26 protein-coding genes are annotated in these 22,021 nt (G+C 38.3%); 20 read left to right on the top strand and 6 right to left on the bottom strand.

Features of this window, described 5'->3' with window-relative positions:
- The first annotated feature begins 39 nt into the window (after positions 1-39).
- From H7A25_09485 to H7A25_09465, 5 genes are read left to right on the top strand one after another with little or no spacing between them, the layout of a single operon-like run.
- The gene (locus H7A25_09485) at positions 40-324 is read left to right on the top strand and encodes a UPF0175 family protein (protein MCP5500122.1); all 285 of its coding nucleotides are present in this window, start codon (positions 40-42) and stop codon (positions 322-324) included.
- The gene (locus H7A25_09480) at positions 321-803 is read left to right on the top strand and encodes a DUF3368 domain-containing protein (protein ID MCP5500121.1); all 483 of its coding nucleotides are present in this window, start codon (positions 321-323) and stop codon (positions 801-803) included. Before H7A25_09485 ends, H7A25_09480 begins: the two co-directional genes overlap by 4 nt.
- Before the next feature lie 40 nt (positions 804-843).
- The gene (locus H7A25_09475) at positions 844-1,041 is read left to right on the top strand and encodes a hypothetical protein (protein ID MCP5500120.1); all 198 of its coding nucleotides are present in this window, start codon (positions 844-846) and stop codon (positions 1,039-1,041) included.
- Between the two features lie 28 nt (positions 1,042-1,069).
- Positions 1,070-1,294, top strand: coding sequence for a DUF433 domain-containing protein (locus tag H7A25_09470; protein MCP5500119.1), 225 nt, complete (start codon positions 1,070-1,072; stop codon positions 1,292-1,294).
- Between the two features lie 4 nt (positions 1,295-1,298).
- Entirely contained in the window at positions 1,299-1,610 is a 312-nt protein-coding gene (locus H7A25_09465) for a XisI protein (protein ID MCP5500118.1), read from the top strand.
- Positions 1,611-1,645: 35 nt separating this feature from the next.
- Here the strand turns inward: H7A25_09465 and H7A25_09460 are convergent, their stop codons facing one another.
- Complete coding sequence (locus H7A25_09460) at positions 1,646-2,281, bottom strand: hypothetical protein (protein ID MCP5500117.1); 636 nt, start codon at positions 2,279-2,281, stop codon at positions 1,646-1,648.
- Complete coding sequence (locus H7A25_09455; protein MCP5500116.1) at positions 2,262-2,615, bottom strand: hypothetical protein; 354 nt, start codon at positions 2,613-2,615, stop codon at positions 2,262-2,264. The genes H7A25_09460 and H7A25_09455 overlap by 20 nt, the downstream gene beginning before the upstream one ends.
- Positions 2,616-2,752: 137 nt before the next feature.
- On the opposite strand from H7A25_09455, the gene H7A25_09450 reads away from it, so the two are divergent.
- The 7 genes from H7A25_09450 to H7A25_09420 all read left to right on the top strand — a co-directional run bounded on the left by H7A25_09450 (position 2,753) and on the right by H7A25_09420 (position 7,884).
- Complete coding sequence (locus H7A25_09450; protein MCP5500115.1) at positions 2,753-3,262, top strand: hypothetical protein; 510 nt, start codon at positions 2,753-2,755, stop codon at positions 3,260-3,262.
- Positions 3,263-3,310: 48 nt separating this feature from the next.
- Positions 3,311-3,874 (top strand): hypothetical protein, encoded by a 564-nt coding sequence (locus tag H7A25_09445; GenBank protein ID MCP5500114.1) that lies wholly within the window; start codon positions 3,311-3,313, stop codon positions 3,872-3,874.
- Positions 3,875-3,915: 41 nt separating this feature from the next.
- The gene (locus H7A25_09440) at positions 3,916-6,024 is read left to right on the top strand and encodes a tetratricopeptide repeat protein (protein MCP5500113.1); all 2,109 of its coding nucleotides are present in this window, start codon (positions 3,916-3,918) and stop codon (positions 6,022-6,024) included.
- A gap of 95 nt (positions 6,025-6,119) precedes the next feature.
- Positions 6,120-6,401 (top strand): hypothetical protein, encoded by a 282-nt coding sequence (locus tag H7A25_09435; protein ID MCP5500112.1) that lies wholly within the window; start codon positions 6,120-6,122, stop codon positions 6,399-6,401.
- Complete coding sequence (locus tag H7A25_09430; protein ID MCP5500111.1) at positions 6,398-6,934, top strand: hypothetical protein; 537 nt, start codon at positions 6,398-6,400, stop codon at positions 6,932-6,934. The genes H7A25_09435 and H7A25_09430 overlap by 4 nt, the downstream gene beginning before the upstream one ends.
- A gap of 216 nt (positions 6,935-7,150) precedes the next feature.
- Entirely contained in the window at positions 7,151-7,567 is a 417-nt protein-coding gene (locus H7A25_09425; GenBank protein MCP5500110.1) for a XisH family protein, read from the top strand.
- Positions 7,555-7,884 carry a XisI protein gene (locus H7A25_09420; protein ID MCP5500109.1) on the top strand — a complete coding sequence of 110 codons (330 nt, stop codon included), beginning with the start codon at positions 7,555-7,557 and terminating at the stop codon, positions 7,882-7,884. Before H7A25_09425 ends, H7A25_09420 begins: the two co-directional genes overlap by 13 nt.
- Positions 7,885-8,068: 184 nt before the next feature.
- Here the strand turns inward: H7A25_09420 and H7A25_09415 are convergent, their stop codons facing one another.
- Together H7A25_09415 and H7A25_09410 are read right to left on the bottom strand one after the other, a co-directional pair.
- Positions 8,069-8,728 carry a Uma2 family endonuclease gene (locus H7A25_09415; GenBank protein MCP5500108.1) on the bottom strand — a complete coding sequence of 220 codons (660 nt, stop codon included), beginning with the start codon at positions 8,726-8,728 and terminating at the stop codon, positions 8,069-8,071.
- 59 nt (positions 8,729-8,787) lie between these two features.
- Positions 8,788-9,693, bottom strand: a complete 906-nt coding sequence (locus H7A25_09410) for a hydroxymethylglutaryl-CoA lyase (protein MCP5500107.1) — start codon at positions 9,691-9,693, stop codon at positions 8,788-8,790.
- A gap of 127 nt (positions 9,694-9,820) precedes the next feature.
- On the opposite strand from H7A25_09410, the gene H7A25_09405 reads away from it, so the two are divergent.
- Genes H7A25_09405 through H7A25_09390 form a run of 4 tightly spaced genes read left to right on the top strand, consistent with a single transcriptional unit; the run spans position 9,821 to position 14,573 of the window.
- Positions 9,821-11,065 carry a response regulator gene (locus H7A25_09405; protein MCP5500106.1) on the top strand — a complete coding sequence of 415 codons (1,245 nt, stop codon included), beginning with the start codon at positions 9,821-9,823 and terminating at the stop codon, positions 11,063-11,065.
- A gap of 2 nt (positions 11,066-11,067) precedes the next feature.
- A complete protein-coding gene (locus H7A25_09400; GenBank protein ID MCP5500105.1) occupies positions 11,068-12,339 on the top strand; it encodes a hypothetical protein in 1,272 nt (423 codons plus the stop codon).
- A gap of 3 nt (positions 12,340-12,342) precedes the next feature.
- A complete protein-coding gene (locus H7A25_09395) occupies positions 12,343-13,677 on the top strand; it encodes an alpha/beta hydrolase (GenBank protein ID MCP5500104.1) in 1,335 nt (444 codons plus the stop codon).
- Positions 13,678-13,691: 14 nt separating this feature from the next.
- Positions 13,692-14,573, top strand: a complete 882-nt coding sequence (locus H7A25_09390) for a hypothetical protein (protein MCP5500103.1) — start codon at positions 13,692-13,694, stop codon at positions 14,571-14,573.
- Between the two features lie 27 nt (positions 14,574-14,600).
- On the opposite strand, the gene H7A25_09385 is transcribed toward H7A25_09390, so the two are convergent.
- Entirely contained in the window at positions 14,601-16,145 is a 1,545-nt protein-coding gene (locus H7A25_09385; GenBank protein MCP5500102.1) for a hypothetical protein, read from the bottom strand.
- Positions 16,146-16,281: 136 nt separating this feature from the next.
- Here H7A25_09385 and H7A25_09380 point away from each other — a divergent pair, with 136 nt between their 5' ends.
- Genes H7A25_09380 through thrB form a run of 4 tightly spaced genes read left to right on the top strand, consistent with a single transcriptional unit; the run spans position 16,282 to position 19,568 of the window.
- Complete coding sequence (locus H7A25_09380) at positions 16,282-16,557, top strand: Smr/MutS family protein (protein ID MCP5500101.1); 276 nt, start codon at positions 16,282-16,284, stop codon at positions 16,555-16,557.
- A 4-nt stretch (positions 16,558-16,561) separates the two neighbouring features.
- Positions 16,562-18,091, top strand: a complete 1,530-nt coding sequence (locus tag H7A25_09375) for a 2-isopropylmalate synthase (protein MCP5500100.1) — start codon at positions 16,562-16,564, stop codon at positions 18,089-18,091.
- Between the two features lie 2 nt (positions 18,092-18,093).
- The gene (locus tag H7A25_09370) at positions 18,094-18,624 is read left to right on the top strand and encodes an aminoacyl-tRNA hydrolase (protein ID MCP5500099.1); all 531 of its coding nucleotides are present in this window, start codon (positions 18,094-18,096) and stop codon (positions 18,622-18,624) included.
- On the top strand, positions 18,609-19,568 hold the full coding sequence (thrB, locus tag H7A25_09365) for a homoserine kinase (protein MCP5500098.1): 960 nt from the start codon (positions 18,609-18,611) through the stop codon (positions 19,566-19,568). The genes H7A25_09370 and thrB overlap by 16 nt, the downstream gene beginning before the upstream one ends.
- A 30-nt stretch (positions 19,569-19,598) precedes the next feature.
- On the opposite strand, the gene H7A25_09360 is transcribed toward thrB, so the two are convergent.
- Positions 19,599-22,019, bottom strand: a complete 2,421-nt coding sequence (locus tag H7A25_09360; protein MCP5500097.1) for an EAL domain-containing protein — start codon at positions 22,017-22,019, stop codon at positions 19,599-19,601.
- Positions 22,020-22,021: the final 2 nt, after the last annotated feature.

Genomic DNA, 22,021 nt, shown 5'->3' with positions numbered 1-22,021 from the left:
AAAAGTCCCCCTATGGGGGATTTATGGGGAAAAGGAGATTTGATTATGGAAAAGATGGAAATTGAGATACCGGATAATTTCGATATGGCTGTGGGCTTGACTAAAGAAGAGCTGAACTATCAAATAAGACTGATGGCTGCTTTAAAAATGTTTGAATTGGGTAAAATTTCCTCAGGAAAAGCGGCACGGTTGATTGGTATTACCCGAGTAGATTTTTTAGACATGTGTGGGAGATACAGGGTATCTATTTTTAATTATCCGCCGGAAGAAGCAATAGAGGAAATTGAAAAAGATATAAAAACTCTGGAGACCATGTTTCCATGAATATTGTATCCAATACAGGACCTATCATTGCTCTGGCAAAAATAGGAAAAATTCATCTGCTGGAAGATTTGTTTGGAAAAGTTCAAATTCCGCCAATGGTAGAAAGAGAAGTTTTTATTAAGTTATCTGATGAGGTAGAAGAGCTGGAAAAAGCTATTTCTTCTTTTATTGAAGTTACAGCCAGACCAGTAATTGCCAGAGAAATTTTAATAACGATTCGAGCGATAGATGCAGGAGAAAAAGAAGCGATTGCCCTTGCTTATAATACAGGTTCCTTTCTCATTATTGACGATAGACAGGCGAGAATTGCTGCTGAGAAATTAGGTTTAAATTTTACAGGAAGTATTGGAGTTTTATTAGAAGCTAAGAAGAAAAATTTGATAGATAATGTGAAGAAGCATTTATTAGCAATTCGAGATAATGGATATTATTATAGTGATGAAATCATTGATGTCGCAGTAAAGTTGGCGGGTGAGTAAATCCCCTAATTTCAATGTCATTATGTTAAGGAGTTAAATCATGATCACTGATACAGAATTAAGACTAAAGGGTGTAGAACTTTTAATATCCGGTCTTGGATTAGTAGAATCGGAAAGGTTTATAGCTTTAATCCAAAGAGAACCTTTCGATTATTCTTCCTGGAGTCAGAATTTATTTCAAGGACAATCAATCGATGAAATTGTAGAATCTGCAGAGAAATATTTGGAAAACAAATAAATCCAAAGCATATTATTAGGAAATCATTATGTATACAGATATTTTGACAATAGATAGAGAAATCCAGAGTGGTACACCGGTTTTTAAAAATACGCGAGTTCCGGTAAAAAGTTTGTTTGACTACATTTCTACCGGTGAATCTATCGAGACCTATATGGAAGATTATCCCTATGTTTCGCGGGAACAAATTGATAAGGTTCTGGGTCTTGCCGGCAGGTTATTATTGGAAACAGCAATGGTGTTTGGAAAGTAATAAAATGGATAGATTAGAACAAATTGAATCTGCAATTCTTGCACTATTACATCGATATAAAAGCGTTCGTACCGGGTCTTCGGATAAATACTATGTAATTCATGATAAAGAGAGCCAACATTTTCTTTTGTATCATATTGGTTGGAATAAGGAGACAAGAATTCACCATTGTATTATTCATATAAGAGCGTGGATGAAAAATGCCTTTCTTCCTTCACAGGTCAGTAGGATAGATGTATCCGTTCAAAAAATCAGGGAAATCTTTTTTAATCGTAGGCGAGCCATCGGTGGCTCGCTTGCTTTCCGAAGAAAATGAAGGCTTTTTCATTTACGAATCCCTCTTGATTTTAATTATACTTTTCTTTTTTCGGAAATATAACGAATGGTGCTGAGCTTTGAACCGAGGGTTTGATCCAATTCCAGCTCAATCATTCGGAATGTAGAATCATAGGCTAACTTTGCTTTGCCCTGTAGAATCGCATTTAACCTGCCCTTCCGTATATAGGCAGTTTCATTAAAAAGATTATGTGCCAGACTAAAGTTGGCTTCCCGGTTATATAAAAATGAATTGGCTCTGAAAATTTTTAAAAGTCTTTTTTCATCTCTAAGTATATGTGCCGAGTTAAACACCAATATACGATGTAGCCCTTTTTCCTCCGAGTATTTTAAAATTTGACTCAAAGACTCATTTACAGACTTAATTTGGAAATAGTATACATCAGTAGAAAGTTTAGATAGTCTTGAAAATCGTTGCCCGTATTCTTCCCGGAAATGGGATGGATGAATATCTTCTTCTTCAAGCAATGGATAGTCTATCCTATACGTTTTCTTTTTTAGAAAAAATGAATAGTATCGAAAACCGGGCTCGTTCATGTTTGAATAAAAATCCTCACGAGCTTTTCGGAGAAAAACTTCAGACTCTAAAGCCTTCACCTCTTCCAAGAAGATACAAATTCTTCCCGGTATTTTAATCTCTTGCAGGTTCATTTTTCCCGAAAAAAGAAAGTATTATTTTGAGAAGTTTATTGGAAGAAATTGATTTATCGGGATAAGGATTCAAACCTTCTGTAACAGTATTAAAACCATGAGTTGCCCGATTGAGTCCCTCTGGATTTTTTTCTTTCTCTACACGCCACTCTCTACCTAAACCAACGTTTTCATAGATATTTAAATGAACTTCTGTATAATTGACATTTTCTTTATCTCTGGCTTTGACATCGATTTGATCAGTCATCTCACGATTAGACTCTCGGAAGTTATCTCTTGCAATTTTAAAATCTTTGTATTCCTTATATGCTTTATCATCTGAAAACAATTCCATAAATATACCTCTTACTAACAAAAGATTAGTATTTCACTTTTCCTTGCAAATAAAAAATAAAAATACTTGGATTTTTTTGTAAATATTATGATATTCCATATACAGCAATATTTGCATAGCACGTAGGTGGAGAAATCATGACCGGATTAGAAATACTGCCCTGGGCGGGACTTGTTTGGAGTTTTTTAAAACCTGTTATCGGGGATTATATTGACCCGGAGAAGTATTTACAGGGAAAGTTAAAAGATTTTGTAAAAGAGAAAGAGAAATCTTATTTCAAAAGGTTTACAGGACTTTTTGGGAAGAAGGAAGCTGATGGCGGTAACTATTTGTATTCTGCTTTTTCTAAAGCTTATACAAGAGCTTTATATTCCTGCCTTTCGGACTGGCAAAAAGAAGTTGCCAGTGAGAATATTATCCATACCGATTTACCGAACCGCCTGAAAGCTCTTTGTAAGGATTTAAGTACCAAAGAAAAGATAGAGGAACTCTTCGGTGCGCCGGATAGAGAGCGAGAAGAAAAAGTCCTCGAATCTATGATGATAGACTCCGGGGGAAGGGATACTCGCTACCAGCAAATCGAAGAAGATGGAGCTTACCTGAATATCCTGAACCTTATAGCAGAGAAAATTCATAACACTTCTTAGATTCATCTTGGTAACAAGACAGAGATTCAGGCTTTCGGGAATCGCTTTATGGAAATCATAAGAAAGAATTTACTTCGCTATATTTTTGCCGAACTAAGAAAACTCATTCAGAGCGATGAAACCTTTTTCAGGGCTGTAAGCTATGATTCTTTTTTAGAGATTCGTAATGAATTACTGGAACTGAAAAATAGGGAAATAGCCATTCCGCAAGTCAATGTGGATGTGATTATCAAAGCACTGGATGAAAAGCTGGAACACCTACAAAAACCTGAAAGCCTAAAAGAAGAGAGAATAAAACTCGAACATATCCTCGAAGAGAAGGTGATGCTTCTCTGTAGTTTAAGCCGGGAGGGTTTGAAGAAACTGGAACTCCAACTCGAAGAAAATCGAGAATTCTTCGCCGAACACCTGAGCCGGGAGTCAGAAAACATTCAGGAGAAGATAGAAAAGGAAGGAGATAAAAATACGAAGCAGGTAATGGGTAAACTCGAAGACATAGACAAAAAGCTGGAACAAAAAGGGGAAAAAGTGGATGGAGTAACACTCAATGCGATAGGAAAAAATTCTAAAGCAATCTATATAAAGAAAAATAAAGGTTTAACCATTGAATAAGTTACTTGTTTTATCATAAGCAATCATCAAAAGGAAGAAAAATGTCATCAGAAGAGAGAGTTACTTTAAACGCGGAAGGGGAAAACTCTAAAGCAATTTATATAAAAGAAAATAAAGATGGAGTTAAAATTTATAATGAAATTAAAAAAGACCCCATCCCCCGTTTTCTCAATCCGATCAAGGTTTCACCCAAAGAAATCATCGGTCGGGAAACGGCATTGCAGGAATTGTTAGGGCTTATTAAACAGGAGGAAACCGTTTATATTCACGCTATACGTGGTGTTGGGAAAACGACTCTTGGAAAACTGGTGTATCATCATTTGAAAGAGCTGGATTCTTTTTCTTATTATGCGATTGTTGAACTTACCGAGAGTTTCTTAGAGTCTTTTATTGAAAAACTCAGAGTTCCCTGCCGGGTGGATGTGGTAGAAGGTGAAACCGATGAAGACAGGCTGCAAAAGATTCTTCATGCCCTGACTGATGTGGTTGAAAAAGATTCGTCTGAAAAGAATGGCTTTATTTTAATCGATAATGCTCTACCGAGAAAAGCGAAGGGCAGCAGGGATTTTCTAAAAGAAGTTATAGACCATCTATCTTCCAACTGGAAAATTCTGGTAACATCTTTTGAGGAAATCCCATATTTAAAGGAATACAAATTGGATTATTTGACTGATGAAAAAGCCCTGGAATTATTTTTATTCCATTGTCCTGATAAGGGAAGTAAGGAAGATATTCAGGTTCTTTTAAACCATGTGGGCAAGCATACTCTGACAGTTGAACTCATGGCCAAAACTTTAAAAACAGCGAGCCGAATTAAGTCTGTTGCTGAGTTATTTGATATTTTAAAAAAACATGAACTGGGAAAAAATCCTTCTGCCCGGAAGAAAATTCATGCAAATCATCCAAAAGGTGAGGTTATTGCTTTTGAGTATATTTCAAAAATCTTTGATATGACAGAACTCGAGAATGAGAAAAACCTTATCTATGCTTTGAAAAACTATTACTTCCTGCCGGATTATATTTCGAAAGAAGACTTTGGTGATATGGTAAAGACTGAAGATTTGGATGAAAATACACTGGATGAAGCCACAGAAGAACTCTACAAGCGCGGCTGGCTGGAAAAAAACGGTGAAGAGGAGGAATACCGCCTGCACTCGATTATCAAAGAAGTAGTGTATGATAAACTAAACCCCGGGTATGAGGACTGTAAGGCACTGGTTTCGACTATTACCACCAAATTATCTGCATCCAGGGATAATCCTCTCGCCAATTATTACCTGATAGAACAGGCAAGAGCTATATCTGATGCTATAACAGAAACCAATGAAGATTTAGCAGATCTGGAACTATGGTTGGGAAACCTCTATCAGAGTAAAGGTGAATACGACGAAGCCGTAGATTATCTAAAAAAGGCCCAGAAAAAGAGAATCCAGATCCACGGAGACAGACACGAGGAAGTCGCCACAACTTATAACAATATCGGCGAAGCTTATCGAAATAAAGGTGAGTATGATAAGGCGATAGAGTATTACAAAAAAGAGCTCGATATACGATTAGAGAAATTAGGGGAAAGGCATCCCGATGTCGCCACAACTTATAACAATATCGGCGGTGCTTATGAGTCAAAAGGTGAGTATGATAAGGCGATAGAGTATTACGAAAAAGATTTAGAAATAAGTATAGAGAAATTAGGGGAAAGGCATCCCTCTGTAGCCACAACTTATAACAATATCGGTAGTTTATATTATAATCAAAAACGTTATCAGGAATCAATGGAAATGTTTGCAAAAGCTATTGATATTTTGAAAGATTATGTGCCAGAATCCCATCCGAATATGCAGACAATGATCGGTAATTATAATCATGTAAAAAGACTTGCAGAAGGCGGTGAAGAAGAAACTTCTGACGACATTGACCTTCCCACAATCATCCAACTCATCCAACAGATGGATGCAAAGTTCCAGGAAGCGGGTGAGATTGAGAGAGAAGAGTTCAAGCAGTTTGCACAGTTACATCTTATTCTGGCAGTAAAGCTAAAAGAAGCAGGAGAAACGGAGGGAGCGGGACAGGTTTTGGCACGGGCAAAGGAGCTTGCGGAGCAGTTGGGTGACGAAGAGCTGTTGGCGTTGATTGGGCAGGTGGAGGATTGAGGATTGCACTTCGACTCGCCGTTGGCTGCCCTTCGACTCATTTCATTCGCTCAGGGGGCGCAACCAGGCTCAGAGAACGGAAAGGCTATTTGGTTATGTCTCTCTTAGCCCCATGCTTTAGCATGGGGAAAGAAGAAAACCGGTTTAATCCCTCGTCTGGAACACAATTATTAAGATTTTTTAGCGGAAAAAGAAGGTACATTGATGTAGCTGGAATAGACGAAGAAACGGAAGCCATCGTCGAATTACATCAGATAGGCAAAAAAAATAAGAATGGAGAACCGGTAATGCGTGAAAAGAGAGTATTAGACGAAGTAGAAAAAGAATTTGGAATCAGACCTGAATTTCATGCTTACAATGAGGACGACAAACAATGAAAAGTAGTCAGATAAACTTTTACATGACCGATGAAGATATATTAGAAATAGACAATTATCTCAAAGCTCAAGGACTTGTTATCATCAGTGCCTATCATTCCGAAAAAGAGATAAAAGTTCTTCCTTCATTACTCGTATCCGAAAATGATAAGCCCATTCAAAAAAACAGATTGATTCTATTACAGGAAGACCTTCCACACCTAAAGCCCGGATACATAGAAACAAAAGAAATGTATAATGTTGATATAATGGACTCTCCTGTAATCGAATTTTCTCCGGGAGGAATCAAAGAGAATAAATTTTACAGAGGAAGACTGTATTATGTAAAAGATATACTCAACAAAAAAGGACAGAGCGAAGAAAAGAATGCAGAGTTTCTAAAAATAGCTTCTTCTCTTTTTCGCTGGATAAAAAAGCATTTTAAAAACGCAAAGCTTCAGGGTTTTGAAGATTTTCTGGTAACCGAAAGAACAGCGAACTGCCTGGATAAAAACAGGGTAGAGTTGGTTTTGAATCATGTAATGAAGGGGTGAGGGATTAAGGATTGGTGTATAGTCCGGTAGATTTATTCTATTATGCTAATATAAGAAGATTTTATCTTAGCCCCATGCTTTAGCATGGGGAATGGGGAAAGAGGGAAAGCCACGTCATCGGATAGGAATGTTGAAAGATAGAAATTAGTTCTGTTCTGCAAATAAAATTGACTATTTATGCGTATAGTTCATTGTTGACAATTCTTGGAGGTCAAAATGAGCAAAAGAGATATATACCATTACCAGGCGAAAAATGCTTTAAAAAAGGATGGTTGGCTTGTAACTGATGATCCTCTAATTGCAAGTTTAGGAGAAGAGGATTATAGAATTGATTTAGGTGCTGAAAAAATTATAATCGCAACCAAGGAAAACAAAAGAATTGCTGTAGAGGTAAAAAGCTTTTTAAGCAACTCGGTGATAAATGATTTCCATAAAGCACTTGGACAAATATTGGACTATAAAGTGGTATTAGAAGAAAATAATTGTGATAGAGAACTATTCATGGCTATAACAGAAGATACCCATAAAAGTTTTTTAAAATATTTATTGATTAAACTTTCACTCAAACGGCATAATATAAAATTACTGGTGTTCGATCCACAGAAGGAGGAGGTTATCAAATGGATAAATTAGAACTCTATCGAAATGCAATCATTCAAGTTCTGACGGAATATTATAATGAATATCCAAAAAAAGAAACAATCGATAAATATGTCGTGGTAGATGACAGCACAAAGAACTATTTTTTTACACGGGTAGGCTGGGAAAATAACAGCAGAATTCATGGTTCCCCCATTCACTTTCGTATAAAAGACGAAAAAATATGGATAGAGTTTAACGGAACCGAGGAAGATCTCACAGAAAGTCTGGTAGATAAAGGTATTCCTAAAGAAGATATAGTTCTCGGTTTACTCCATCCGTCTAAAAGGCAATGGGCAATGAAGGGGTGAGGGATTAGGGATTAGAAATTAAGGATTGGTGTATAGTCCGGTAGGTTTATTCGATTATTCTAATATTGAAAGATTTTTTTCTTAGCCCCATGCTTTAGCATGGGGAAAATGGGGAACAGGGGAATATGGGGAAATGGAGGGATTAGGGATTTGAATATTCACACAGTAAGCTGTAGAGAAGAGTTTAAAAAATCTTGCTTACATCGAGAGAGAAGCCTTCAATGGCTTTGGACTGAATCCTGCCGGTTTTTCCTACAGTTTCTGTTTTAAACATGATACCCATGTGGTTGTGGTAGATTTCGATATTTTCGAGCATAGGATTTACAATCCAGTATTCTAGCACCCCAAAGTTTCCGTAGAGCTTCCTTTTCTTTTTCCTATCGGTGGCAACATTGCCTTTGGAGAGGATTTCCACGACAAAGTCCGGAGCACCCTTAATGTACCTGTCAATGATTGAAGAACGTTTGATAGAAACAAAAATGATGTCAGGCTGCACTACATTCTTTTCGTCCAGTTTTACATCTACAGGAGAGTAAGCTACTTTTCCCAGATTATGATTTTGTAAATAGGCTTTAATAGCAAAATAGATGTTGCCTGAGATTTCCTGATGTTTAAAATCGGGTGCAGCCATAAATGTAAGTTCTCCCTCAATCAATTGGAAGGGGGCACCTTCCGGTAGACTCATATAGTCCTCGAAGCTATACCTGTTTCCTTCCTGTATCTCAGCTATCATATATTGTTGCGAAGCTTCATCAAAAAAGATGAGATTTCCCTCGAAGAAAGCCCAGTTTCTCCCTTTTAAAAGCTCTTCCGGATGGAATGACCTGAGTAGTTCAACTGACATAGAAACATATTTTAAGTATTTATAAAGTTCTGTCAAGTTTTATCCTCAAGCCCCAGGTTTTAGCCTGCGGAGCTACAACGTAGGGCCTGGTAGGTTTTGGAAGTACTCTGTTTTTGTAAAACCTTGAAAATGAACTCGGTAGCGAGGCTCAGTTTATATAAATCCACACCGCTTTCCAGTCCGGAAGCAGAGAGGAAATAAACCAGGTCTTCTGTAGCGAGGTTTCCGGAAGCACCCGGTGCATAGGGGCAGCCTCCGAGTCCTCCGGAGGAAGAATCAAAGGAACGAAGCCCCATTTCTATAGATTTCTGGACATTTGCGATAGCCATTCCGTAGGTATCATGAAAATGACCGGCGAGCTTTTCGGAAGGAAGGGTCTTAAGAAGTTTCTCAAGAAGCCTTTCGGTCTCAGAAGGAACAGCTTTTCCGATAGTTTCTCCTAAGGATATTTCATAGGCTCCGAGTTCTAAGAGTTTCTCAGATATTTGGAGTACGGCTTCCGGTTGAATATAGCCGGAATAGGGACAATGCACGACGGTAGAAACATAAGCCCTAACTTTTAAGCCATCCTGTTTCGCTTTTTCAAAAATTTCCCGGATAGCGAGGAGGGATTCTTCTACTGTTTTATTGATGTTCTTTTTATTAAAGGCTTCTGAGGGAGAAGTAAAAACGGCTATTTGGCGGTAGCCGGTTTCGAGGGCTTTTTCATAGCCTCTGAGGTTGGGAACGAGGGCCGTATATTCAAGTCCGGGTGATCTTCTCAGGGCTTTTGAAAGCTCATAGGAATCTTTCATGGCCGGCACAGCCTCCGGTTTCACAAAAGAAGTCGTTTCAAGGCTTTTTAGCCCCGCTTCTTCCAAAAGTTGTATGTATTTGAGCTTATCTTCGGTGGAAACCGGGGTTTTTTCGTTTTGTAAACCGTCTCTCGGGCCGACTTCTGTAATTGTGATTTTTTTTCTTTCCATAATCATTTTGTAGTTTTATTATCAGGGCATTTCTTGATACTATAGAATAATAAAAGACTGGAAAAAATAGCCCTGAGTGCAAGGATAATATTTTTTTCAGGCTTTGAACGGGAACACTAAAATACATATGAAACCCAGTATATTAATTGTTGATTACGAACCGGTAGACATTGAGCAGATTCAGAAGGTAACCCAGGAGCTGGGTTTTGAATTCACACTCGTAAACAATGGGAAAGATGCGCTAAAAGAACTGGAAAATGGCTTTTACAATGTTCTTTTAGCTGATGCAGATCTTTCTGATATTCCTACTCTTGAGCTTATCGACAGAGTAGACAAGCTCTATGGAATCGTTCCTATCATCATGTCAGACGATTCTGACCCCGAACGCATTATTTCCAGTCTGGGTAAATATAGAGTTTTTGACTATGTTCTAAAACCCATACAAAAAGAGGTTTTGAAAGCTTCCATTGATGGCGCGGTCGCGAGGTATGAGTATAATTTGCGGGTAAGTAGTTTTACTGAGAGTGAAAAGAACTTCTACACAACCATTATTGATATTTTTAGCTGGAAAAAGGAATTACAACAAAGCCAGATAGAGTCTCTCACCGGGAATATGATTAAGCAGATGAATAAAAACCTGTTTCAGGATAGTGGCTTTGCCATTCTTTTCAATACCCTGAATATGTTTTTTTCCAAGGCTAAATTTAACGCCCAGAAGAATTCTTACGAAATTACCCGTAATCTCTACAACTTAATCAAGGATAATTTTGCCCAGGCGGATAAAATGGTGAGAACCATCGCCGAATCCCAAAAAATCCTGACAAGAGAAGATCCGATTACCGAAACGAATTATATCTCTGAATTTGTGCATATACTCTCCGAGTGCAATACGGAAATCCGTCCTATGGCCGCACTTAAAAACCAGCAGGTTTCTCTCGGAAAAGTCCCGGAAATCGGAAAGCAAAAGAAAATCATTTTCCACAGACCTTACCTGAAAAGTGTTGTAAAAGAGCTGTTGATAAATGCCATGAAGTATTCGGCAGAAAGAGACCTGATAATTGTCTTATTCTTTATCAATAACGATCATCTGGAATTGAAAGTCCTGAATCCGGCCCGATCCAACCAGGAAGGAAAAATAGGGATTAACGAAGAAGATGCGAAAGTTGTTTTTGAACCTTTCTTTAGATTAACCGAAGAAGTGGACGATAGATATACCGAGGAAGAGTTTGGTTATGGATTGGGTCTTACTATCGTGAAAAAAATCATAGAATTACACGGAGCAAGTCTTTTGGTTCATACTATTAGAAATAATGTTAACCAGAGTAGTGATAGTGAGGTTGTGTTTAGCCTGAACTTTCCTATCATTCAATAAACATGTTTCCTTTTGAAAAATTAGAAAAAGAAGCCATGGATCTGCGTTTCGCCCATGGTCTGGAAAAAAAGTTTATGGAAACCCATAAAGATAAAACGACTGACAATTTAAAGATCCTTTCCCTGGTTACACTTATATTTTCCCTTCCCTTTATCTATATCGATATCAATGGTTCCGGCGGTAATTTTGGGAAAATAGCCTTTTTTCGTTTAACCTCTTTCGGACTGCTACTTTTTAGCCTGATGGCCAACCAGATGCCGGAACTGGCTAAGAATGCCAGTCGTGAACTGTTAAATGCAGTGTCTCTAATTGTATTTGGTTTAACACAGAGCTGGGCTATCGGCTTTAGCTATCAGAATGCTGATTCTCACTGGTTATATTTTTCTGCTCTTCCCTACATCATTGTAGCAGCTTCCGGATTTCATAGAAAGGTTTTTTTCCTGGTTATTTCGGGTTTTGTTCTGAGTTTTTATCTTGTAGTGGGTTTTAGTGTAGGGCTTCCGGGTTTTCCGACGGGGATGAGTTTTCATACCAATATGCTCATCCTGATTTCTCTAATACTTTTAGGCTACCTGATTAACTATAAGATAGAGTCCAATGTAAGAGTTGTTTTTATTCAGCAGGAGAACCAGGAAAATACAGATTCTAAATTAGATCATGTAATTCATCGCTTATTACCGGAAAGTGCAGCACAGAGAATTCGGGATAATCTGGGAATGACAGCTAACGGCTATGAAAATACCACTGTTCTCTTTGCCGAGATTACAGGTTTTGCCCAGCTTTCCCAGACTCTTCCCCAGGACATGATAGCTTCCCAGTTAAAAGAGATTGAAGATGCCTTTGAGCTTTTGGGCCAGAAGCATGGAATTGAGAAGATATTAACCGACGGAGAAAGTTTTTGGATTCAAACCGGGATGCCGGAATACAGACCCGATCATGCTTCGAGAGTAGCCGAATTGGCTCTCGATATGATAGAAGCAGTTCGGAATATATCCCGAAAGAACAACCGTTATTTCCAGGTAAGGATAGGTATTCATTCCGGGCCGGTAGTGGCCTGTTTATTCGGAAAAGAAGGACTTTATATCTATGACCTTTACGGAGAAACCCTCGGCATTGGAAAGTTAATGGAATCTCACGGTGTAACCGGACAGATTCAGGTAAGTGAAGACACCCACAAACTTTTGCAGGGTCAGTATGCCTTTGAAGAAAGAACTCCCAAGATACGCTCCGGTACCAGAGACGTAAAAACCTATTTACTATTAAGAAGATTATAAAACATGGAAAAAACAGAAAAAGAAGAAGCTAATCGGTTGATAGGGGGGCTGGCGAAGAGTCTCCAACTGAGTAAACCTGTGTTAAACGGTATATTCGGGGATTATCTGGCAGAGACGGAAAATGGACTGGCTATTAAGCCGGGTTTTTATAAGAATAATCAGAAGATTCATGAGACAAATCTAATCTATGAAACTTCTTATACAACACTGAGTTCGAGAGTTTCCGTGTTTTTGCACGGACTTGTCTGTGACGAGAACTACTGGGATTTTCAACAGGATGAGAAAAAGACCTCTTACGGTCAAATGTTAGAACAGGATCTGCAATTCACTCCCTTTTACTTTCGTTATAATTCAGGTTTACGTATTTCCGAGAATGGTAAGTTATTCTCAGAGTTTATGGAAAACCTGGTTCAAAACTATCCGATTCCTATAGACGAACTGGTTATTGTAGCTCATAGCATGGGAGGACTTGTGAGTCGCAGTGCCTTTTACTATGCAGAACAGGGAAAGGCTTCCTGGCTTCAGGTTTTGAAGAAAATAATCCTTATCGGTTCTCCTCACTTGGGAGCACCGTTAGAAAAATTCGGTAATATCCTGACCAATGTTTTGGAGGCTGTTCCTTCCACTTATACCCGCCTCGCAGGAAACCTGATTAATTTACGCAGTAAAGGAATTAAAGATTTACGTTTTGGTAATATTATCGATGAAGACTGGAAAGATGTAGAGGAAGATGCTTTATTACAGAATGCTAAGGTAGATATTCCTCTGTATACGGGTGTAAAATACTATGTAATTTCCGGAACCATTACGAAGGATCCGGAACACATTTTTAGTCACTGGTTTGGCGATGCCATGGTGCGAAGAGGAAGTGCCCTCGGAAGAACGAAAGATGGAAAAGACTTCCTCTTAATAGAAGATAAGAACCATAAGGAATTTACCTCTATCGGACATATCGGTCTCGGCCACTCTCTGGAAGTATATGAGCAAATACGGGAATGGGTAAAAGAAGGACTTTCTGAAGCATTTCAGGAAATACAAAAGGAAGAAGAAAGTGAAGCAGAAAAAAATCTTCGTCTCGAACCGGAGGCCCTGCAGGGTTTAAGCGGACTTGTAGAAACGGCTATTGCCGGTGGGGCCAAAACGATAGAAGAAATCCAGAATAAGATTATGGATAAGCCGTACGGGATATTAAAAAAGGTGATACCGATTCCGGGACTGATAAGTGGTATTGAAAAGATGAATCGTAAAAGCCTCGGAGGAGTCTATCAATCCATACAGGTACTGAATAAGGAAATAAACCGTCTGGCCCAGGATTACCTGGAAAAGAAAAAGAAATAAGCTACGACATGACTATGAAATTGAATTTCTTTCTGAGTCTATTTTTCCTTCAAGTATCCTTAACGGCTTCTGACTTACGGATTTTTTTTACTTCTTCTTTAAATGGTTATATCAAGGACTGTCTCTGTAAGGCCGTGCCCGCACCGGGTTTAAGTAAACGTCATACTCTCTTGCAAAGCTTATCTTTTGATAGATATAAAGATATTCTCCTTGAAACAGGTGATATTCTTGATAAGGGTTTTATAAAACCAAATAAAGCCTTTGCTATCTATGAAAGTTATACAGAAATTGGCTATCACCTGATTACACCCGGCCTACATGAATTAAAATTTCGAACCCAGGATCTGTTTAAACAGCCTTTCTCCAGTTATCCTTTACACTCAGCTAATATTCGGATTCCTAATTATTTTTTATCCAAGCCTATCGGGAAAGAATTTGTCCTTTTAAAAAGGAATAAAAAAGTTATAGGGCTTCTACCTTTAAGTTCACCCAAACTTCTAAAACTCAAGCTGGGTAAGAAGTATGATTCTTTGAAAATTTCGGAAGTGGAAGAGAGTATTCTGCAGGTCGTAGAAAACAACAAAGCCGATCTCTGGATATTAGTATATTACGGAACTCTTAAAGAAGCTTCTACTTTAATCGATAAATTAGGCAATAAATTTATCATGATAGTGGGTTCGGAAAAGAAAAAACCTTCTAAGGGTTTTTACAGCCTGTCTTTACAAAAAAAACCTCTGTATCACCTTCCGGGTGAAGGAGAATATCTCGGAGTTCTAAAATTCGATTCTAAGAGTCTTCGGTTTAAGTCGGGAGAAATTCTACAACCGGACTTTGATAAAACCGAACACTCAAGCCTGGTGCTAAAAATTATGGAAAAGCACTCGGTAAAAGATTAGAAGTACAGGCCAGTCCGGTGGGTGAGGCTATGATTGTAAGGCTGTTTCCACTACATCACGAAGTAAATGTTTCGTTCCTTCTGCATAATCGGGAACACTTAAATTGCGGCAGAGGGAGAGAAGGTATTTTTCATCGATCACCTGTCCGTTAAACCATTTTCCCAACATAGATGTAGCCACATTTATCATTGATTCAAAAGGGATTATATTTTTTGCATGAAGGATAACTGCAAAACCGAGGGCGCCTTCTGTTGTATGATACAGTTTAAAGTTTTCGAGGTGATGAATATTGATTCCTATGGGTAAAGCTTTATCCAGATGGTCTGTCATTTCTTCTGTTACAGGTCCCATGTGAGACATGTTAATCAATACTACCTCTACCGGATTCATTTTCCCGTGTATGGCAAGACACTCTGAAGCTAATTTCTTGATTTTAATTGCGTTATCCCTGGTTACAGCATTTCTTCCGAGAAAATGTAAGTTATAAAGGTAGTCTTCCAGTTCTTTACCGGAAATCAGGTCCATGAGGATTAGTTGATACAGGGTAAAAATCAAATAATCACTCTCTGTATTATCTCCCATTAATATTTCTTTGGCCCTTGTGGGTTGGTATAGACGGTTATGGAGAAGAGTGGAGAGCTTGTAGGTCAACTGGTCGAATAAACTTAAATAAGAAGAGTTCCAGAATTTTTTCATTCGATTCAGGGCCGGAGCAAAGCCGTCTCGAAACAAATCATCCAGGTTGAAAATAGAATTAATGGCCTTATCCATTACATTTTGCAGGGTTCCGTTTAAATACTTCAAATTCAGGCTGTCCATTTCAATGCCGTCTTTTCGAATGGTAGCTGCCAGGGAGCGTCTAAAAAAATGAGGACTGGCCGAGATAAAGCTCAGGGGAGAATTATTAGTATGAAGTTTCATCTCCTTGTATAGTTCGGGCATTCCGGGAATGGGAAGTTTTTGTTCCGGTGTTTCAAAAAGAGTAGCCAGCTTACCTCCCTTTGTTTCCAGATCGGTCGCGAGGTATGTCTGATCGATATCAGAAGTGGTTATATACCCGGTATAATCGGAAGGAAGAACCGTTAAACGACCCATTCCAATTACGGTATAATTGTTGATCCGGCTTTCTCGAAAATTGGTAATAAAGTTTAGGTCACGGGTTTGTTGCCTGTAGGAATCACTTCCCTGGAAAACGACCTGGTAAAAATAAAGTCCCGGCTCCAGTTTAAGCTGCGAGTCAAAATTGAAAAATCCATCTCTACTGCCACTAAAAATGTCTGATTCGTAAATTAATTCCGTTTCTCGTAAAATCTGGATTTTTAGAAAAGGCTTACGAACCGGGGCAAGGCTGAAATCGAGAAAAGGGGTTATAAAGTCTTCCTCTCCGTTGAAAAGCCCGGTTAAAAAATCAAGAAGGCTATCTACATTAAAAGGTTCTCGGATGCCGGCATCTACTACCTGTCCCTGAATGAGAATACGATTTTCACGGCCAATACTACCTCCACAGATAGCGAGGCGTTTTTTTCCTCTAATCTTACGGCTAAACTGCTTCTTGATTTCCTGTTCGTTTATATCCACTTCAATCTATCCTGTCAATTCCATACTCCTGTAAAAGCACCTGAAATGACAAACCTATTTTTAAACTTGCAGGATTTAAAACGACTCCACATATTGTATTTTGTAAATTTTTTCCCGGGCTTCTTACACTATGAGAGAGATATATATACGAAAAATGCGCTACGAGGAAGCTAAATATAAACTGGAACGAGAGCTTCATGCCGCCTTTATGGAAGGGGAGACTCTTGTGGAAGTGATTCATGGTATAGGAGAAGGAAAACTGAAACAACTAACGGAAGACATGGTGAATGAATATGATTTTCTGAGGCTCTACAAAACCGATGAATGGATTTATTCCAACCCGGGAAGTACGAAAGTCGAGATATTTCCCCCCGACAAAGCTGACCTGAAAAATTATAAGAAGTAAATATATGGATAATAAAATAGAAATTCTGGATGTTACCTTAAGAGACGGTGAACAAACACGTGGAGTTGTGTTTACCGCTGAAGAGAAATTAAATATTGCAAGCTTTCTTCTGGAAAGAGTGAAAGTGCCGAGAGTGGAAGTAACTTCTGCTCGAGTTTCCGAAGGGGAACTACGTTCAGTTCAAAATATCATTCACTGGGCCAAAGAAAACGGTTTTCAGGATAAGATTGAACTACTCGGATTTGTAGATCACACCCTTACGGTTGACTGGCTGGTGGAATGTGGTGCTTTAAATTTGAACCTTCTGACCAAGGGATCTTTAAAACACCTGAGCGGACAACTTAGAAAAACCCTTCCCGAACACCTTTCCGACATTGAAAAGACGGTAAGTTATGCAAAGTCTAAAGGTATCACGGTGAATGCGTATCTCGAAGACTGGTCTAATGGTTACATGAATTCGAGAGAATATGTATACGATATTCTGAAAGGTATGCAAGAAATGCCTATTAAACGGATTTATCTCGCAGATACTCTGGGGGTTCTTGCACCTTATGAAATCTACGATGCAGTAAGTGATATTCTCGACAGGTATCCGAACCTGCAATTGGAGTTTCACGGTCATAACGACTATGATCTTTCGGTAGCGAATGCCCTTTATGCCATTAAGGCAGGAGTCAAAGGAATACACGTTTCGGTGAACGGTCTCGGAGAAAGAGCGGGAAATACTCCTCTCGAAGCTACGATAACTGCCATTCATGATAAACTCGGTATTCAAACCGGTATCAAGGAAAGTGAAATAACAGCCTTATCCAAATTGGTCGAAGTCTTCAGTGGGAAGAGAGTTTCCGATAATCGACCTATAGTCGGACAGGATGTATTTACCCAGACGGCCGGTGTTCATGCAGACGGAGACTTGAAAGGAAATCTCTACGCTAACCCCATTTTACCTGAACGATTCGGAAGAAGAAGAAGTTATGCTCTGGGTAAATTAGCCGGAAAGGCAAGCATCACCGAAAACTTGATGCAGTTAGGAATTACCTTATCCAAAGAGTTAGAAAAAAAGGTCTTAGAAAGAGTCATTCAGATGGGAGATGCCGGTCTTACCGTAACCGAAGAAGACCTTCCTTTTCTCATTGCTGATGTGTCGGGTGAAAAACAGAACAATGATTTTAAAATTGAGTCCTGTGTTGTCAGTGCCGGTGTGGGAGTGGTTCCTTCTGCCGGTCTTAAGGTTCGTTATAAAGACGTAATTTATAAAGAGGTTGGAAAAGGCGATGGAGGTTATGATGCTTTTATGAATGCTTTAAGTATTGTAATGAATAAAATAGGCATTAAACTTCCTTATCTTGTAGATTACCAGGTAAGAATTCCACCCGGAGGTAAAACCTCAGCCCTGGTGGAAACTCTAATTACCTGGGACAAAGAACCGGATAAACCGGGGGATACTACATTCAAAACTATAGGGGTGGATACCGATCAAACGGTAGCAGCCATATTAGCTACCGAGAAAATGATCCATCTTCTTTTACGGTAGTTATGAAAAAAGTCCTGATTGTTGGATTGGGAAACCCCGGTAAAAAATATGAAGCAAACAGGCATAATGTTGGCTTCATGATGCTGGATAAATTTGTTGAAGCGGAAGGTGCAAGTTTCAGTTCTGATAAGAAGTATTCCCTGGCACAGGAAACCCTGGGAGAATGCAGGGCTTACTTTTTAAAGCCCCTTGAATATATGAACCTTTCGGGATCTGCGGTTTCTTTGATCGCCAGAAAAAATGGAATTGAGCCCGGAGAAATATTAGTTTTACACGATGAGATTGACTTTCCTTTTGCTAGGGTAAAGCTTAAATTTTCCGGCGGTCATGCCGGTCATAATGGACTTCGGGATATAATAGAGAAATTGGGGAGTAGGGATTTTCACAGGCTTAGAATTGGAGTAGGGCGACCGGAAGATAAAAACGATGTAGCCGACTATGTGTTATCAAATTTTAAGCCGGAAGAGAAATCTCAACTGGATACGGTGTATAAGCAAGTAGCAGAATTAATAAGGCAATGGGTAAAAGCTTGAAAAAGCAAAGGTATTTAATTCGGGTTCCGGGTACTTCCGCAAATTTGGGGCCCGGTTTTGACATCATGGGTCTTGCGGTAAATGTTTATAACCAATTCTTCTTTGAGTTTTCAGATAAGAGTGCTTATAAAACACAGTTGGTTGACGGAAGGCCGGTACCTTTTGAACCCTCTGATGATTTGGTCTGGGAATCGTATAAGAGATACTTTTCTATTTTTTTACCGAATCAGGAACCTCTGCCTTATGATTTAAGTATGGATTTAAATCTTCCCCTGAAGGGAGGCCTGGGTTCGAGTGCTTCAGCCGTTGTAGCGGGTTTTTCTGCTGCGAGATTAGCTCATAAGAAGTTTTATAAAAGTGATAAGCTTCCCGATGAAAATTTGTTTTTGTATGAGCTGGCAGAAGTAGAAGGACATGCAGATAATACAATTCCGGCTTACATGGGCGGTTTGGTCCTGGCTTATTTTATTGAAAGAAAACGACTTCATTTTTTTAAAAAGAAACTTCCTACAAATGTTTCGATTTTTATTTTTATTCCGAATATTGAAATTGAAACCAGTGCCTCAAGAAGAACCTTACCCGTTTCTTATTCAACGAAAGATGTAATTTATAATATGGCGAGGGTCGCTACCTGGTTTGAATTTTTAGGAACAAAGCGTTTCTCTCATTTAAGACTTGCTGTTAAAGATAAACTGCATACACCTTATAGAATCACGAAACATCCGGTTTTACCCAAACTATCCGAGTTTATAGAAAAACTGGGTGGATGCTATTCTTTATCGGGTAGCGGACCGAGTTTACTTCTTTATTGTAAGAAATCTGAGGAAGAAAAGTTTCATAAGGAAGTAGAATTATTTTTAAATGAGCATATTTCTTCTGAGTTATTGTATTCTTTTAAAAAGTTGAAAGTAGATAATAAGGGTACAATCATTAAAAAACTATAAAGAAGGCTTACCCCAAAAATCTCTATGAATTTATAGGGAAACCTGCTTTACTAAATTTTGCAGTGATATTTCTACTTCTTTGGCCGGAGTCGGCTTTCCATAATAGTAACCCTGGAGAATATTACAACCTACAGTAGTTAAGAACTCTTTCTGTTCTGAATTCTCGACTCCTTCCGCTACAGTATGTAGATTCAGGTTCTTAGCCAGGGATACTATGGTTTTTATAACTGCTTTATCGGCAAGATTATCCGGTACACCCCTGACAAAAGAGAGATCAATTTTAAAACTATCAATGGGCAGGCTCTTTATATATTGTAAACTGGAATAGCCTGTACCAAAATCATCTACTGAAATTTTTATGCCCAGTTCTTTTAATGAGTGCAGGACTTTTAGTACATGCTCTACATTTTGAATAATGGAAGATTCTGTGATTTCCAATTCAAGAGAAGATGGCTCTAAGCCTGTTTCTTCTAAAATATTTTTTACATCAAAAACGATATTCTCAACTAATAGTTGGCGGGGAGAAATATTTACAGAAATTCGGAATGGATAATTAAATCTATCCATCCATAATTTGGTTTGCTCACAGGCTTTCTTTAGAACAAATTTTCCGAGGGGAACAATAAAGCCTATTTCTTCCGCTATGCCGATGAAATCTCCGGGAGAAATTTCACCCATAACCGGATGTTTCCATCGACATAAGGCTTCAAAACCTATTAAATTTTCATTGTTTGAATCAACCTGTGGTTGGTAGTAGACTTCCAACTCCTTGTTTTCAATAGAATGGTATAATTCATTTTCCAGTTTTAAGCGTTGGAAAGAGTATTTTTCTGTTAAGTCGGAATAATGTTGGATGGAATTCCTGCCCTCGTTTTTAGCCCGGTTTAAGGCTATTTCTGCGTGTTGCATTAATTCTATAACATTTTCACCATCCTGAGGATAAGAACATATCCCGATACAGGCGTTGATAAAAAGTTTATTATTATTGACTTCAAAAGGTTGTGAAAAAGCATCAAGAACAAGTTGGGAGATTGTATTTAATTCTTCTTTTGTATTATTTCCAGCTACAATGATTGTAAAAACATTTCCACCAAATCTCGAAATAAAATGTGATTTTGAAAAAGTAGATTTAAGTCTTTGTCCGACTTCGATTAAAATTTTATCTCCGCTGGGATGACCAAGAATGTTATTTATGTTTTTAAATCGAATCAGGTCTATAAAAAATAAAGCTAACTCACCTTCTATTTTCTTCATCTCGGTGAGGGAGTTTTCTAACTCTTTTTCAAATAAAAACTTATTCGGAAGAGAAGTTAATTTGTCATAATGAGCAATATAAATTAGTTTTTTTTCGGCTTCTACTTTTTCGGTAATATCACGTAAAATTTCAATAATACCTTTATATACATTATTTTCATCATAGTAAGGAGTGATTGTAATTTCAACAATACGAGAAGACCCATTCTCTAATACACATTCTTTCTGGATGGTTTTTTTATATCTTCCCTGTTCTATCAGCAGAGGACAGGTTTTATCTTCTATAAGGAAACAACTATTTCTACAACGAGACATTACTTCATAACAATATATACCTATTCCCGGTGGCTCCAGGGAAAAGAACTCTCTGAAGGCAGGATTGGATTGAATAATGATTCCTACCGTATCAATTACAACTATAGGATCTGCCATTCCATCCATGATAGATTGTAAAGATTGAAATTCTTTTATTTGTAATTGTAAATCCCTCTTTGTCTGGTGGTACTGCTTGTATTTTTCATATCCAAAGTATAAACCTACAAAGCCAATAAACCAGATCCCGAAATGTGCTCCAAACAGGGATAATATCTGTTTATTTTTTTGACCGGCAAATAAACTGACTGGAATAGAAATACTGATACCTCCCCTGAGATCACCCAGTTTGTATCCCTGGTGCTTATGACATTGTAAACAATCTTCTTGTACATATAAAGGTCTTAGTAAACGGAAATGTTTTCCATCTTCACTGATACCTTTAAATTCCTTATAACCGGATTTGATTTTTTCTAAAGCAAGCTTCTCCCATTCATCCGGCTTATTATTGGGATTCAAGGGTTTGTCGCTGGTAATATGAGATATGATTTCCAGCTTTTCTCGTGCCAGTTCAAAAACTTCTCTGACCATAAAAGCCGGGTTCATCAGGGTGAGTTTGATACCTTCTTTTGTTGTTATATCTCGGTGTTCTACATTTAAAAAAGGATTTGATTTGGTCTTAGCATCCAGTTTTACATAAACACCACCATGACCGGCATTCCAACTTCTATAAATAAGGTCCTTTTCGAAACTGGACCTGGCAGTGACATAGAAAATTTTCTCAATGCTTTCATGAACCTGGTGTAAATTCCAGAGAAAGGAAGAAAAGATAACAATAGTCCAGGAGATAGAAATAGCAAGTAAAGGAGTTTTGACTATATTCATTA

Source organism: Leptospiraceae bacterium, assembly GCA_024233835.1.
Lineage (GTDB): Bacteria > Spirochaetota > Leptospiria > Leptospirales > Leptospiraceae > JACKPC01.
Note: the sequence above shows the minus strand (reverse complement) of the source record. Positions and strands in the feature narration are given on the sequence as shown.

Bases quoted from the DNA above. Each gene is read 5' to 3' on its own strand.
- H7A25_09480 (MCP5500121.1), top strand. From the start codon at position 321: ATGAATATTGTATCCAATACAGGACCTATCATTGCTCTGGCAAAAATA.
- H7A25_09475 (MCP5500120.1), top strand. From the start codon at position 844: ATGATCACTGATACAGAATTAAGACTAAAGGGTGTAGAACTTTTAATA.
- H7A25_09470 (MCP5500119.1), top strand. From the start codon at position 1,070: ATGTATACAGATATTTTGACAATAGATAGAGAAATCCAGAGTGGTACA.
- H7A25_09465 (MCP5500118.1), top strand. From the start codon at position 1,299: ATGGATAGATTAGAACAAATTGAATCTGCAATTCTTGCACTATTACAT.
- H7A25_09460 (MCP5500117.1), bottom strand. From the start codon at position 2,281: ATGAACCTGCAAGAGATTAAAATACCGGGAAGAATTTGTATCTTCTTG.
- H7A25_09455 (MCP5500116.1), bottom strand. From the start codon at position 2,615: ATGGAATTGTTTTCAGATGATAAAGCATATAAGGAATACAAAGATTTT.
- H7A25_09450 (MCP5500115.1), top strand. From the start codon at position 2,753: ATGACCGGATTAGAAATACTGCCCTGGGCGGGACTTGTTTGGAGTTTT.
- H7A25_09445 (MCP5500114.1), top strand. From the start codon at position 3,311: ATGGAAATCATAAGAAAGAATTTACTTCGCTATATTTTTGCCGAACTA.
- H7A25_09440 (MCP5500113.1), top strand. From the start codon at position 3,916: ATGTCATCAGAAGAGAGAGTTACTTTAAACGCGGAAGGGGAAAACTCT.
- H7A25_09435 (MCP5500112.1), top strand. From the start codon at position 6,120: ATGTCTCTCTTAGCCCCATGCTTTAGCATGGGGAAAGAAGAAAACCGG.
- H7A25_09430 (MCP5500111.1), top strand. From the start codon at position 6,398: ATGAAAAGTAGTCAGATAAACTTTTACATGACCGATGAAGATATATTA.
- H7A25_09425 (MCP5500110.1), top strand. From the start codon at position 7,151: ATGAGCAAAAGAGATATATACCATTACCAGGCGAAAAATGCTTTAAAA.
- H7A25_09420 (MCP5500109.1), top strand. From the start codon at position 7,555: ATGGATAAATTAGAACTCTATCGAAATGCAATCATTCAAGTTCTGACG.
- H7A25_09415 (MCP5500108.1), bottom strand. From the start codon at position 8,728: ATGTCAGTTGAACTACTCAGGTCATTCCATCCGGAAGAGCTTTTAAAA.
- H7A25_09410 (MCP5500107.1), bottom strand. From the start codon at position 9,693: ATGGAAAGAAAAAAAATCACAATTACAGAAGTCGGCCCGAGAGACGGT.
- H7A25_09405 (MCP5500106.1), top strand. From the start codon at position 9,821: ATGAAACCCAGTATATTAATTGTTGATTACGAACCGGTAGACATTGAG.
- H7A25_09400 (MCP5500105.1), top strand. From the start codon at position 11,068: ATGTTTCCTTTTGAAAAATTAGAAAAAGAAGCCATGGATCTGCGTTTC.
- H7A25_09395 (MCP5500104.1), top strand. From the start codon at position 12,343: ATGGAAAAAACAGAAAAAGAAGAAGCTAATCGGTTGATAGGGGGGCTG.
- H7A25_09390 (MCP5500103.1), top strand. From the start codon at position 13,692: ATGAAATTGAATTTCTTTCTGAGTCTATTTTTCCTTCAAGTATCCTTA.
- H7A25_09380 (MCP5500101.1), top strand. From the start codon at position 16,282: ATGAGAGAGATATATATACGAAAAATGCGCTACGAGGAAGCTAAATAT.
- H7A25_09375 (MCP5500100.1), top strand. From the start codon at position 16,562: ATGGATAATAAAATAGAAATTCTGGATGTTACCTTAAGAGACGGTGAA.
- H7A25_09370 (MCP5500099.1), top strand. From the start codon at position 18,094: ATGAAAAAAGTCCTGATTGTTGGATTGGGAAACCCCGGTAAAAAATAT.
- thrB (MCP5500098.1), top strand. From the start codon at position 18,609: ATGGGTAAAAGCTTGAAAAAGCAAAGGTATTTAATTCGGGTTCCGGGT.
- H7A25_09360 (MCP5500097.1), bottom strand. From the start codon at position 22,019: ATGAATATAGTCAAAACTCCTTTACTTGCTATTTCTATCTCCTGGACT.